Source organism: Erwinia magellanica (genome assembly GCF_039023495.1).
In the GTDB taxonomy this organism is placed as follows: Bacteria; Pseudomonadota; Gammaproteobacteria; order Enterobacterales; family Enterobacteriaceae; genus Erwinia.
The window spans coordinates 394,802-407,273 of sequence record NZ_JBCHVC010000001.1; the positions used below are offsets into that span (position 1 = coordinate 394,802).

Here is a 12,472-nt window from a genome sequence, read left to right on the forward strand (position 1 = left end):
GATGGTGTATTCAGGCAGTAAGATGAAGAGAGTGTGGCTCTCATTCTGTATGGGTGGGCTTTGCTTCTCTCTGGCACAGCCCGTGCTGGCGGCCAAGGAGCCAAAAGCGGAGTTTAACTGGCGAGCGGCACCCAGCGAAGAGCAAATAGCTACCCTCACCCTGCGCGATGCCATCCTTCGCGCGTTTGCACGTAACCCCAAAATTTCTCAGGCCGCCGCGCAAATTCATGTCGGTGAAGCTGACCTGGATGCCGCTAAAAGTGCGTGGTATCCGCAAATTTCCCTGCAAGCTTCCGGCGGGCGTTCGCATCAGACCGACTCGGCGGGGAGCCTGAACAACAATGGCTCTGGTGGCATCACTTTAAGTCAGCTCCTGTATGACTTTGGCCGCACCGGCGGCGCAATAGATGAACAGCATAAGCTCTCCGATGCCTATCGCTATGCCCTCTACGACACCATGACCACCGTGGCGCAGGATACATTACGCGCCTATCTTGAGGTGAAGCGGTATCGGGCGCTGGTTGAGGCCGCAAACAATAATCTGGCCTCGCTACAGCGCGTACGTGATATCGCCAGACTGCGTGCGGACGCCGGATTAAGCTCGCAGTCGGACGTGTTGCAGGCAGAAACCCGTATCGCCGGAATGCACGCCACGCTGGAGCAGTATCGCGCTCAGGCCCGCTCTGCCCAGGCGCAGCTTACCGTGCTGACCGGTGTGGTCTCCAGCGAGCTACCCGAGCTGCCACAATCTTTGCTGGATCAGCAAATTACTCTGGACAAAATCGCCTACGAAAAAAGTGCCGCCGTGCGCAGTGCGCAGGCCAAACAGGAAGCGGCGATGGAGCGAGTCCGCCAGGCACAATCTAATCACTGGCCCACCATCAGAGTTCAGGCTGGCCGGACCCGCTATGAAAACGACAGCCGCTCCTACTGGGATGATGAACTGCAATTGCAGGTAGAAGCGCCGCTCTATCAGGGCGGGCTGGTCAATGCCAAAACCCGCGCAGCGGAGGGCGACAGGGAAGCCGCAGAAGCCGCCATTCAGCAGTCGAAACTCGATATTAACCAGCATGCTTCTACAGCCTATGCCGACATGATCGGCGCGCAGCAGCGCCAGACGGCGGGAGAGGCGCAGCTTGGCAGCGCTGACCATACCCGTTCGGTCTATGCCGATGAATACAAACTGAACAAGCGCAGCCTCAACGACCTGTTGAGCGTGGAGCAGGATGTGTTTCAGGCTGACAGCAGCCGCCTGATGGCGCTGTACGATGGCTGGGACGCCACGGTTCGTTATGCCGCAGCGGTAGATAACCTGCTGGATATCATGGGGATCGATCGCGAAGCTACCAGTGGGCAAACCCTCCCGTCACTGTGACGCCAGGCGCACACGCAACTATTTAAGGCAGTACTATGAACAAACAGACCGCAACCACCGATAACTGGATCGACGCCATGCTGCGCGTAGCCGCGCGCTTTGGCAAGCCTGCGGATGGCTCTACTTTACGCCAGCAGATGCGCTGGTTTGAGCACCTGGCACCCGAACAGCAGCTTGAAAGACTGGCGGGCCTGCTGGGGCTGCATATGACTATGATGCCGCGCGACAAAATCCGCTGGCGGCAGGAAGTCACGCCGGTGATCCTGATCATGGAAAACGGCAACGTGGTCGTGGTGGAGAACATTGATGCGGAAGGAAAAGCGCGTTACTGGCTCAGCGACGGCGGCGATGTGGTACGTGAAAGCGAACTGGCGCTGCTGCTGGCGCAATGTCAGGAGCAGGTTGGCATTGTTGGCGTGGCGGCACGTGGGCGTGACGCGCGTATTGATGAATTCGTTAAGCCTTATAAAAAGCACTGGTTCTGGGAGAACTTCCGCGGCATGGGGCGGAAGATTATGGAGATCTCTCTCGCCTCTGTGGTGGGGAACGTGCTGGCGCTGGCGGGAATTTTATTCTCCATGCAGATCTACGACAGGGTGATCCCGGCGCAGTCAGAAGCCACGCTGTGGGTGCTTTTCTCCGGGGTTCTGATCGCCGCCGTAATGGAATATCTTATCCGGCTGATGCGCACGCAGGTGTCGGATCTGATGGGAAAACGCATCGACCTCAAAGTCTCCTCAATGCTTTTTGCCCGTGCGATGAACATTCGTAACGAGGCGCGGCCAAAATCAACCGGCTCCTTTATCTCACAGCTGCGTGAGATCGATCAGGTTCGTGAGCTGCTCACCTCCACCACCGTCGGCGCCGCAGCCGATATGCCTTTTGTGATCCTGTTTCTGTTTATCATGGCTTTTATTGGTGGCCCGCTGGTGATTATCCCGCTGCTGGCGATCCCGCTGATCGTTATTCCCGGCCTGCTGGTGCAGATCCCTATGGCGAAGCTGGCGAAAGAGGGCTTGCGTGAGGGTGCGCTGCGTAATGCGGTGCTGGTGGAAACTATTGAAGGCATTGAAGACATTAAGTCTTTGCAGGCGGAACCCTATTTCCAGCGTCAGTGGGAACAAACCCATGAAGTGAGTGCGGCAGTGGGCATGCAGCAGCGCCTGTGGGGTGCACGTCTCACCGGCTGGGCTTCTACGGTTCAGCAGTTGACCTACGCCAGCATGCTGGTGTTTGGGGTTTATCTGGTGCTGAGCGGGGATATCACCACAGGTACGCTGGTGGCGAGCAGTATGCTCTCCTCCCGCACTATCGCCCCGCTGATGCAGCTGACCATGGTGTTCTCTCGCTGGCAGCATGCTAAAAGCGCCATGAGCGGGCTGGATGAGCTGCTGAAAAAGCCGCTGGATCAGGTTGAAGAGGGCGAGATGGCACATTGCCCGACGCTGACCGGACACTATGATCTGAAAGGAGTGCAGTACAGCTATGACGAAGAGAATGTGAAAAATGTGATTACCGTCGGCCAGCTACAGATCAAGCCGGGTGAACGCATCGCCATTCTTGGCAAAGTGGGTGCCGGAAAATCGACATTGCTACGGCTGCTTGCCGGGCAGGCGATGGCGACCCAGGGCAAAGTGATTGTGGATGGCGTGGATATTCGCCGCATTGACCCGGTAGATCTCCGGCGCCAGCTGGGCTGGTTATCCCAGGACTCCAGGCTGTTTTTTGGCACCCTGCGGCAAAATTTGATGTTGGGCAATCCCCATGCCAGCGAACAGGAGATGCTACAGGCGCTGCGTATCAGCGGCGCGCTCAGTCTGGTTCAGCAAGATGCAGCCAGCCTGGACCGCATAATCAATGAAGGGGGGCGTGGCCTCTCTGGCGGGCAGCGTCAGATGGTGATGCTCAGCCGGATGATCCTGCGTCAGCCGCAGGTGGTGCTGATGGATGAGCCTACCGCCTCAATGGATGAGCAGCTGGAGGAGCACGTTATCCGCCAGATGCAGGGATGGCTTTCCGGACGCACGCTGGTGCTGGTGACGCATCGTCCCGCGCTGCTGAAGCTGGTGGACAGGATTGTGGTGATGGATAACGGCCGCATTATTGCTGACGGCCCGAGAGATGAGATCATCCGTAGCGCCACGGCGCAGACAGCGAAACAAAACGTCTCGCGGGGGGATGCAGCATGAGTCTGATTATGGTGGACCGCAACCTTAAACAGAGCGAAAAAAAAACTTCGGCAATCATCTGGCTCTGTACGGCCGCGCTGGTGATTTTCTTTGTCTGGGCACATTTCGCCATTCTGGATGAGGTCACCGTCGGGACTGGCAAGGTGACGCCCTCCAGCCGTGCGCAGGTGATTGAAAGCCTGGATGGCGGAATTGTCGATCAGCTTAACGTGCACGAAGGCGATATCGTCGAGAAGGGGCAGGTACTGGCCAGGCTCGATCCTACGCGGTTTCAGTCCAACTTTGGTGAAGCCGCTTCCAAAGCCCGCACGCTTCGCGCTTCCGCCGAGCGGCTACAGGCCGAGCTGACGGGCGCTCCGCTAGCCTTCAGCGCCGAAACCCTTAAAGAGCCGGAGCTGGTGGCACGGGAAACGCAGCTTTATCAGTCCCGTCGTCGCAACCTTTCAGAAACGGTCAGCAACCTGGAGCAGTCGAAGAAACTGGTGCAGGAGGAATTACGCATGACCGCACCGCTGGTAGCCAAAGGGGCAGCAGGAGAGGTGGAAGTGATCCGCCTTCGCCGTCAGGTCAGCGATTTGCAGGGAAAAATTGACGAAGCAAAAAATGACTATGCAGTGCGCGCACGCGAAGAGCAGGTGAAAAACAATGCCGATCTGGATGCGCAACTACAGGTGGTGACCGGTAAAGAGGATCAGCTCACCCGCGCCACAATCTACTCACCGGTACGCGGTATTGTGAAGGATATTCAGGTTACCACCGTGGGGGGGGTGTTACAGCCCGGCGGCAAACTGATGGAGATTGTGCCGCTGGAAGATCAGTTACTGATTGAAACGCGCATCAACCCACGCGATATCGCCTATATCAGACCGGGGCTGCCCGCCACGGTGAAAGTCACCGCCTATGACTCTTCCATCTATGGCAATCTGCCCGGCGAGGTTGAAACCGTCTCGCCAGATACGCTTCAGGATGAGGTAAAGCGCGATCAGTACTACTACCGCGTCTATGTCCGTACGCAAACAGCAGAGTTGACCAACAAAGCGGGCAGGAAATTTCCTATCGTGCCGGGAATGGTGGCCAACGTGGAGATTAAAACCGGTCAGAAATCGGTAATGGATTATCTGATTAAGCCGTTGAATAAAGTTAAAGAATCGATGAGAGAACGCTAGGAAGTAACGCCACTGAATAGTTTATCAATGTTACTTTCTGCCATTAATTAACATGCCGTTCAGTGGCGCTATTAATTATTAATTTGTGCTGAAACAGGGAAAAAAAAAGCGCATCGGGGGAGTTATTGTTTCAGGGGGATTATCTTTACTTAAATTGACATTTAAGCAGCAAAAAAAGAATAAAAAAATGCCGAACACAAGGTTCGGCGGGAAATAGGGTAAAACATCACATTCGGGGTGAATGAAGGTAATACTTAAATAAAATGATGATAGCGGGATCATTGTATAACCTGATGACCATATTTTTTTATCATTCAGTGCTCAGCATGGCGCTCTTACCTAACCCTATGAATTACAGGCACAAGGCATTTTTATGACGTTGCGGGCGATATTTTTTATCAATACGTGCTGATGAAAAGTTCCCCAAAAATTACATTTAGCAATATCTATCTTACATCCTGAAACCCAATCGGAAATTTCGTATCATTTTCTTTATAGATTATTACGCCTGCCGCACTAACATGGCTCTGCCGGCTGAATATTCGACGTTCAGCACGCAGTGGCAAAATAAGGCATATAACTAGAGGGTAATAAAATGAAACTTCGTGTTCTCTCCCTGATGGTCCCAGCGATGCTGATCGCCGGTTCAGCAGGTGCGGCAGAGATCTATAACAAAGATGGCAATAAACTTGACCTCTTTGGCAAAGTAGACGGCCTGCACTATTTCTCCGATAACGACGGTTCTGATGGCGATCAATCCTATGTTCGCTTTGGTTTTAAAGGCGAAACCCAGATCAGCAATGAGCTGACCGGTTACGGTCAGTGGGAATACCAGGCTGCGCTGAACAACGCTGAGTCTGAAGGCACCGCTGACAGCTTTACCCGTGTAGGTTTTGCCGGTCTGAAATTTGGCGATGCAGGATCGCTGGATTATGGTCGTAACTATGGCGTGGCGTATGACATCGGCGCATGGACAGACGTTCTGCCTGAGTTCGGTGGCGATACTTATGGCGCAGACAACTTTATGTTCCAGCGCTCTAACGGCCTGGCAACCTACCGTAACAATAACTTCTTTGGTCTGGTGGATGGCCTGAATTTTGCGGTTCAGTATCAGGGCAAAAACGACAGCGCAACCGAACAGGGCGGACGTGACGTTCTGGCTGGTAACGGCGATGGATGGGGTCTCTCTACCACTTACGATCTGGGCGAAGGGTTCGCTATCGGTGCGGCCATGTTCAGCTCCGACCGGACTAACGAACAGAACGGCGGCTCGGCGGGCACTGATACCATTCTGGGCCGTGGCGATAAAGCTACTGCTTATACCGGCGGTCTGAAATATGACGCTAACAACATCTATCTGGCGGCCATGTACACCCGCTCACAAAACGCCACCCGTTTTGGTGCCAGCGATGCGAACACTTACGGCTATGCTAACACCGCAGACAACTGGGAACTGGTTGCTCAGTATCAGTTCGACTTCGGTCTGCGCCCATCCCTGGCCTTTGTCAGCTCCCGCGGCAGCGACATTGAAGGTTACGGCTCGCAGAACCTGAAAAAATATGTTGATGTGGGTGCGACCTACTACTTCAACAAAAACATGTCCACCTATGTTGATTACCAAATCAACCTGCTGGATGACAACAACTTTACCGACGCTACCGGCATCAACACTGATGACGTTGTGGCACTGGGTCTGGTTTACCAGTTCTGAGTTGTCAGGGAGCGCAGGCCGCTGCGCTCCCTCGTTTTACTGCCGTTCCCTTCTCACTTCCTGTCTCTTTTTTCGCTAGTTATTTGCCCGATGATGCCGGTGACGTGGACGAAAGAGCTGTTTGGTATGCGTCTGCTTGTAATGCTTATAGCCTGAAAAGATAATCAGCCCCAGGCTCACCGCAAGGAGGAGGTAATAGATCATAGGATCTCCTTTGAAATCACTTATTGGCAGCCTTTTATGGCCTGCGTTCACTACGTATCCTGGTGAGCAATACCGAGAAGATCAAGCGGGTTTTTCCGCACCTAACTGCCTGAAATGCCTTATTTCGGACCAAAATTAACTACAGGTTGATTGCGCTTAATGAAGAAGAATTGGCTGTATTCTATTGCTATGGCAGCATTTATTATGCTTTCAGGGTGTGACGATCATAACCAGAGTCGCGACCATTCCGCGCTGGTTTTAGAAGGACGCACAATGGGAACATTCTGGCGTATCAGCCTGGCAAACGTCCCCCCGGAGCGTAAAGCCAGCCTGCAAAAAGCGGTGCAGCAGCAGTTAGATGAAGACGATCGTCAGCTCTCGACCTGGAAAAAAGAGTCGGTGCTGTCACGCTTTAATCAGTATCGCGGCAGTGAACCCCAGCCGGTGAGCGATAATATGGCTGATATTGTTACCCTCTCTCTGCGCATCGGCAAGATGACCGCCGGAGCGATGGATATTACCGTGGGGCCGCTGGTGAATTTATGGGGCTTCGGGCCTGAAAAGCAGCCGGTCACTATCCCGGACCAGGCGCAGATTGACGCCGCTAAGGCGCTCACCGGGCTACAGCATCTCCGCGTTATTCAGCGTGCCGATGGCGCTTACCTACAGAAAGACTTGCCAGACCTCTATGTCGACCTTTCTACCATGGGAGAAGGGTTTGCCACTGACCATCTTGCCAGACTGATGGAGGAAGAGGGGATTACTGACTACCTTGTCTCTGTGGGTGGTGCGGTGCTGACACGCGGTAAAAACGCACAGGGTCAGCCCTGGAAGGTTGCGATTCAAAAGCCCACGGATAAAGAGAACGCCGTGCAGGCGGTGGTCGATCTGCAAGGGCATGGCATCAGTACCTCTGGCAGCTATCGCAACTATTATGAACTGGATGGCAAACGTCTCTCTCATGTGATCGATCCGGCGACGGGGCGGCCCATTCAGCATAAACTGGTTTCTGCCACGGTGATTGCCACCACGGCGCTGGAAGCGGATGGCTGGGATACCGGGTTGATGGTGCTGGGCGAAGAGAAAGCCAAAGCGCTGGCGCTGCGGGAACATCTGGCGGTTTATCTGATCCAGAAGCAGGACGACGGCTTTACCACCTGGATGTCGCCGCAGTTTAAAGCCTTTATTCTGCCGCAATAGCAGCAACAGCGGAGGAGTCATTATGCTGGATTTGTTTAGTGAAGAAGCGCCGTGGGCCGAACCTCTGGCGGAGGGCGCAGTGATCCTGCGGCGGCATGCACGGGATGAAGCGGAAGAACTGATGAGGCTGGTGGAGGAGATCTCCACACAGAACCCGTTTCATCATCGCATCACCCCTGGCGGTCACCGCATGTCGGTAGCGATGACCAACTGCGGAGATTTCGGCTGGTCTACGGATTCACGAGGCTATCAGTACAGCGAACGTGATAACGTCAGCGGCCGCCGCTGGCCCGCTATGCCGGACCGCTTTCGTCTTCTTGCCCGCAGCTGTGCGGAGGCGGCGGGTTTCCCGCAATTTTCGCCAGATGCCTGCCTGATCAACCGCTATGAGCCAGGCGCCAGACTCACGCTGCATCAGGATAAAGATGAACAGGATCTGAAGCAGCCGATAGTTTCCGTCTCGCTTGGGCTGCCGGCGGTGTTCCAGTTTGGCGGTTTCGAGCGCAGTGATGCCACCCAGCGGGTGCTGCTGGAGCATGGCGATGTGGTGGTCTGGGGCGGCCCCTCGCGGCTCAGGTTCCATGGCATTCTGCCGCTTAAGCCAGGCAGTCATCCCGTTACCGGCGCTTTCCGCTTTAACCTGACCTTCCGGCGTGCTTTTCGCTAGCGCAAAAAGAGGCGGATGAGAATTATAATTGATATCGTCTGGCGACTCATTAAACTGCACACTGCCTTGTTCTTACCTGGATGGTGTCATGGAGTTGCTTCGCGTGGTGTACCGGCAATATCGCTGGCCTTTTGTTTTCGTTATTGTTCTCAGCCTGCTTAGTGCGGCGCTTGGCATTGGGCTGATCGCTTTTATCAACCGCGAGCTGATTGTTGCCATGAATTCGTCAGTCTGGGTTCTGCCTGAATTCCTCGGGCTGTTGCTGCTGTTAATGGCCGTGACCCTGGCTTCACAGCTTGCCCTGACGCTGCTTGGACACCATTTTGTTTATCGCCTGCGCGGTGAATTTATCAAACGTATTCTCGATACCCAGGTCGAGCGTATCGAGCAAATTGGTAGCGCACAGCTGCTGGCCGGACTCACCAGCGACGTGCGCAATATCACCATCGCTTTTGTCCGTCTGCCTGAGCTGATTCAGGGGATTATCCTTACTCTGGGCGCAGCCGCCTACCTCGCCTGGCTTTCGCCGGAAATGCTCTTTATCACCGCCGTCTGGGTGGCGATTACCATTATTGGCGGCTGGCTGCTGGTGGCAAAAGTCTACCGCCATATGGCCAGGCTCCGTGAGATTGAGGATAACCTCTACACGGACTACCAGACCATTATTGAAGGGCGGAAAGAGCTGGCCCTTAACCGCCAGCGCGCTCATCTGATCTATGAAACGGTTTATCAGGAAGATGCCCGCAACTACCGGCACCATATTGTGCGCGCCGATACTTTCCATCTCAGCGCGGTAAACTGGTCGAATATTATGATGCTGGGTGCAATTGGCCTGGTCTTCTATATGGCTAACGGGCTTGGCTGGGCGAACACTGCCGTCGCAGCGACCTATTCACTGACGCTGCTGTTCCTGCGCACACCTTTGCTCTCTGCGGTGGGAGCACTGCCCACGCTGCTGACTGCTCAGGTGGCGTTCGATAAGCTAAACACCTTCCAGCTGACGCCGTACCAGCCTGAATTCACCGTTCCTGCCGTCAGCAAAAACTGGCAGACGCTGGAACTACGTGACCTTGTTTTTCATTATGGCGATAGCGGTTTTGCCGTCGGGCCGGTCAACATGACGCTGAAGCGCGGAGAGCTGGTCTTCCTGATTGGCGGCAACGGCAGCGGGAAATCGACGCTGGCGATGCTGCTCACCGGGCTTTACCAGCCGGTATCCGGGCAGATCCTGCTGGATGGCGAAGTCATAGATGCTGCAAATATCGGCAGCTACCGCAGCCTGTTTTCAGCGGTATTTACCGATGTGCATCTGTTTGACCGGCTAATCGACAACCAGGGGAAAGCGGCTGACCCGGCAAAGGTACAGCTCTGGCTTGAACGCCTGAAAATGCAGGACAAACTTAAGCTGGAAGGCAATAAGGTACTTAATCTTAAGCTGTCAAAAGGGCAGAGCAAGCGGCTGGCTCTGCTGCTGGCGACAGCTGAGCAGCGCGATATTTTGCTGCTGGATGAGTGGGCAGCTGACCAGGATCCTCACTTCCGCCGTATCTTCTATCGTGAGCTGCTGCCGTGGCTACAGGAGATGGGGAAAACGGTCTTTGCCATCAGCCATGACGATCACTATTTCCTGCATGCCGACCGTCTGCTGGAGATGCGTGAAGGCAAGCTGAGCGAACTGTCCGGGGAAGAGCGGGAGCTGGCTACGCTGGACGCGGTCAAACGCACAGACGTTGTTATGTAGTACCTGGTGCTTCAGCGCGGGTGACGCGTCACTAACGCTGAAGCGGCCTTGCCGTGCATGGTGAGGTTCAGGTTGAGGTTTTTCTCTCAGAGGGCCTCAACAATCCAGCTAAGGATGCGGGATGAGGTTCTCTCTACCCGCCCGGTAAATTCTCTGCCTGCCGGAAACTCACTGGAGTGCGAGGTTGTTAACCGCAGCAGGACTTTCTCTGCCCGCGGCGCACAGAACACGATTTCTGCCTCGCTGAAACTCATAAATTTTCTGAGCCTGGGAGAGAGCGCTTTATAAAGACTCTCCTTCAGCGAAAAGGCCAGGGTCAGCGCATCGGGGAAGGGCAGGCCGCTCTGCATCAGCAGATGTTTCTCCTGCTGCGTAATAATGTTCTCCTGCATCGCTTCTGCCGTCTCTGCCCGCATCACCTGCTCACAGTCCACGCCCAACAGCTTGCCGCTCTCTGCTTTAGCCAGCAGCAGCGCTATTTCCTGCGTGCTGTGTGAGAGCGAGCCGCAGAATCCTGCTGGCCACAGCGGCGCTCTGCTGGCATCGTTCGCCAGAATCCAGGGATCGCTTCCCAGCCGGCAGAGCGCGTGTCGCACCAGCGCTCTGCTGGCAAGATATTCTGCGCGGCGTTTCCGCACAGCCTTATTCAGATGCAAGGGGACGGGCAGCCGCAGAGTAGTAAAGAGCTGTTCATCAAAACAGGCAAGGTTGTAGTTGGCCTGAATAAGGCAGACATCGGGGTGATCGGCTGGGGAGCGAAAGGTCACGTCAGTGATAAAACCGCCTGAATCGGCGAGCGCTAAAGGTTTCAGCGGCAGAAGATAGGGGACGCTCTGGGAGTCCGGCAAACTCTGGATGGGCACCGTATACCTGACCTGCTTATCTTGATAAAGCGTAATTTAAGCAGGTTAGAGGCTTAAGAGCAAAAAAGCGATCAGTCGTTAGAGGGGATGGCAAAGTTTTTCAGCGAAACCACGAAATGTTTGTTTCCGCGAGAAATTTTAGCGCCACGATCGCACCAGTGGCTCGCCAGCCGGAAAAAATCGTCGCTATCGATGTCATACGCCAGTTCGACTTTACTGATACCGGAGTGCAGCATCTCATCCGCATCTTTGAAATTCTTTGCTTTAATTATCGCCATTTTCAGTCACCGGGTAGGTTGGTGCAATGTTGCCAGAAAAGTGTAGCGACAGCGTATGTTAGTTTCGTGACAGTTTTGTTGCAGCGTGGCAGATTGAGATTTTCGCCACATAATAGTGTGATTAAGTTCTCACTCTTTCGTGCCTTGCATCATTTGATAAACTTTTTGAAGAGATGCTGATTATCAACTAAATAGCGTGGAAAATTGCCTTTATCTAAAGGTTGCACTTGTAATTTTCGGTCTCTGCCCCAGATATCTTCCGCTTGCTCAATAACTTTACTTATGTGATCAGGGTTATTGAATTCAGGCAAATCATATTCAGTATGTGAAATGGAAGACATTTTCTCAGCAATGCGTTGTGGGGTCATAATCCAGGAAAAATGCCATCCGCCATCGGCTATAACAGCTGTGTTCCATTTCAACCATTGCCATTTTAATCTGCTTCTTTTAACAGATGAGCGCTTTGTATTACGTAGCTCCTCGGGTTTACCCCCAAAAAAGCCCACCAGATTTTTATAGGCGATCGCTTTGGGTAATGTGCATTTACGGGGCGTGCCGTTGGTGTTAAAGACCTGAAGATTAAAGTGATAGTTATAAAAATTTTGATGTATGACGGTGCACAGTTTGTTCTTTTTGATAGAGGGAATGATGGCTGGATTAAAGATCTCATCAACGTCAGAAACGAGTATCAGGTCGTCTTGCTCAGCCTCAACGAGGCCCGCCATAATCCAATTTCGGGTATCGGCTTCGTTCTGCCAGGCATCCAGGTGAGGAGGTTGATCGAACACAACATAGATAATTTTATCTTCGAACCGCTTAAATTTCTCTCTATTAAAATTTAAACGCTTCGGTTTGCCTGTGAACGTGTGGGTTGACTCAACAATGACGAACTTGTCGACTACCTCTGACAACGTATGTAACCGAAGGTCCAACAACATATCTTCATCATAATATAAAAAACAATCGTAAATCATCAGCAGTCCCAGCAGAAGGATTTAACTTATTGAAAGTGATTTTAGTAAACAAAAAATAAAAAATAATGATTCAGATGCTGAACAGAATAAAAAATACAAAAAAG

11 protein-coding genes are annotated in these 12,472 nt (G+C 53.5%); 7 read left to right on the plus strand and 4 right to left on the minus strand.

Annotated elements, in window-relative coordinates; translation table 11 throughout:
- Positions 1–49: 49 nt before the first annotated feature.
- From AAH450_RS01795 to ompC, 4 genes are all read left to right on the plus strand, one after another.
- Positions 50–1,375 carry a TolC family outer membrane protein gene (locus tag AAH450_RS01795; RefSeq protein ID WP_342909547.1) on the plus strand — a complete coding sequence of 442 codons (1,326 nt, stop codon included), beginning with the start codon at positions 50–52 and terminating at the stop codon, positions 1,373–1,375.
- Between the two features lie 35 nt (positions 1,376–1,410).
- Positions 1,411–3,564, plus strand: a complete 2,154-nt coding sequence (locus AAH450_RS01800) for a type I secretion system permease/ATPase (protein WP_342908640.1) — start codon at positions 1,411–1,413, stop codon at positions 3,562–3,564.
- Positions 3,561–4,730 carry an HlyD family efflux transporter periplasmic adaptor subunit gene (locus AAH450_RS01805; protein ID WP_342908641.1) on the plus strand — a complete coding sequence of 390 codons (1,170 nt, stop codon included), beginning with the start codon at positions 3,561–3,563 and terminating at the stop codon, positions 4,728–4,730. Before AAH450_RS01800 ends, AAH450_RS01805 begins: the two co-directional genes overlap by 4 nt.
- 595 nt (positions 4,731–5,325) lie before the next feature.
- Complete coding sequence (ompC, locus tag AAH450_RS01810) at positions 5,326–6,441, plus strand: porin OmpC (protein ID WP_342908642.1); 1,116 nt, start codon at positions 5,326–5,328, stop codon at positions 6,439–6,441.
- 75 nt (positions 6,442–6,516) lie between these two features.
- Here the strand turns inward: ompC and AAH450_RS01815 are convergent, their stop codons facing one another.
- Entirely contained in the window at positions 6,517–6,645 is a 129-nt protein-coding gene (locus AAH450_RS01815; protein ID WP_318790884.1) for a hypothetical protein, read from the minus strand.
- Between the two features lie 159 nt (positions 6,646–6,804).
- Here AAH450_RS01815 and apbE point away from each other — a divergent pair, with 159 nt between their 5' ends.
- From apbE to AAH450_RS01830, 3 genes are all read left to right on the plus strand, one after another.
- The gene (apbE, locus tag AAH450_RS01820; RefSeq protein WP_342908643.1) at positions 6,805–7,845 is read left to right on the plus strand and encodes an FAD:protein FMN transferase ApbE; all 1,041 of its coding nucleotides are present in this window, start codon (positions 6,805–6,807) and stop codon (positions 7,843–7,845) included.
- Between the two features lie 22 nt (positions 7,846–7,867).
- On the plus strand, positions 7,868–8,512 hold the full coding sequence (gene alkB / locus AAH450_RS01825; RefSeq protein ID WP_342908644.1) for a DNA oxidative demethylase AlkB: 645 nt from the start codon (positions 7,868–7,870) through the stop codon (positions 8,510–8,512).
- Between the two features lie 88 nt (positions 8,513–8,600).
- Positions 8,601–10,253 (plus strand): multidrug ABC transporter permease/ATP-binding protein, encoded by a 1,653-nt coding sequence (locus AAH450_RS01830; RefSeq protein WP_342908645.1) that lies wholly within the window; start codon positions 8,601–8,603, stop codon positions 10,251–10,253.
- 86 nt (positions 10,254–10,339) lie between these two features.
- Here the strand turns inward: AAH450_RS01830 and AAH450_RS01835 are convergent, their stop codons facing one another.
- The 3 genes from AAH450_RS01835 to AAH450_RS01845 all read right to left on the minus strand — a co-directional run bounded on the left by AAH450_RS01835 (position 10,340) and on the right by AAH450_RS01845 (position 12,368).
- Positions 10,340–11,116: a 4'-phosphopantetheinyl transferase family protein gene (locus tag AAH450_RS01835; protein ID WP_342908646.1), complete on the minus strand. Its 777-nt coding sequence runs from the start codon at positions 11,114–11,116 to the stop codon at positions 10,340–10,342.
- Between the two features lie 71 nt (positions 11,117–11,187).
- The gene (locus AAH450_RS01840) at positions 11,188–11,394 is read right to left on the minus strand and encodes a hypothetical protein (protein ID WP_318790889.1); all 207 of its coding nucleotides are present in this window, start codon (positions 11,392–11,394) and stop codon (positions 11,188–11,190) included.
- Positions 11,395–11,543: 149 nt separating this feature from the next.
- Positions 11,544–12,368: a glycosyltransferase family 17 protein gene (locus tag AAH450_RS01845; RefSeq protein ID WP_342908647.1), complete on the minus strand. Its 825-nt coding sequence runs from the start codon at positions 12,366–12,368 to the stop codon at positions 11,544–11,546.
- Positions 12,369–12,472 lie beyond the last annotated feature (104 nt).

Bases quoted from the DNA above. Each gene is read 5' to 3' on its own strand.
- AAH450_RS01815 (WP_318790884.1), bottom strand. From the start codon at position 6,645: ATGATCTATTACCTCCTCCTTGCGGTGAGCCTGGGGCTGATTATCTTT.
- AAH450_RS01805 (WP_342908641.1), top strand. From the start codon at position 3,561: ATGAGTCTGATTATGGTGGACCGCAACCTTAAACAGAGCGAAAAAAAA.
- apbE (WP_342908643.1), top strand. From the start codon at position 6,805: ATGAAGAAGAATTGGCTGTATTCTATTGCTATGGCAGCATTTATTATG.
- AAH450_RS01840 (WP_318790889.1), bottom strand. From the start codon at position 11,394: ATGGCGATAATTAAAGCAAAGAATTTCAAAGATGCGGATGAGATGCTG.
- AAH450_RS01830 (WP_342908645.1), top strand. From the start codon at position 8,601: ATGGAGTTGCTTCGCGTGGTGTACCGGCAATATCGCTGGCCTTTTGTT.
- AAH450_RS01795 (WP_342909547.1), top strand. From the start codon at position 50: ATGGGTGGGCTTTGCTTCTCTCTGGCACAGCCCGTGCTGGCGGCCAAG.
- AAH450_RS01800 (WP_342908640.1), top strand. From the start codon at position 1,411: ATGAACAAACAGACCGCAACCACCGATAACTGGATCGACGCCATGCTG.
- alkB (WP_342908644.1), top strand. From the start codon at position 7,868: ATGCTGGATTTGTTTAGTGAAGAAGCGCCGTGGGCCGAACCTCTGGCG.
- ompC (WP_342908642.1), top strand. From the start codon at position 5,326: ATGAAACTTCGTGTTCTCTCCCTGATGGTCCCAGCGATGCTGATCGCC.
- AAH450_RS01845 (WP_342908647.1), bottom strand. From the start codon at position 12,368: ATGATTTACGATTGTTTTTTATATTATGATGAAGATATGTTGTTGGAC.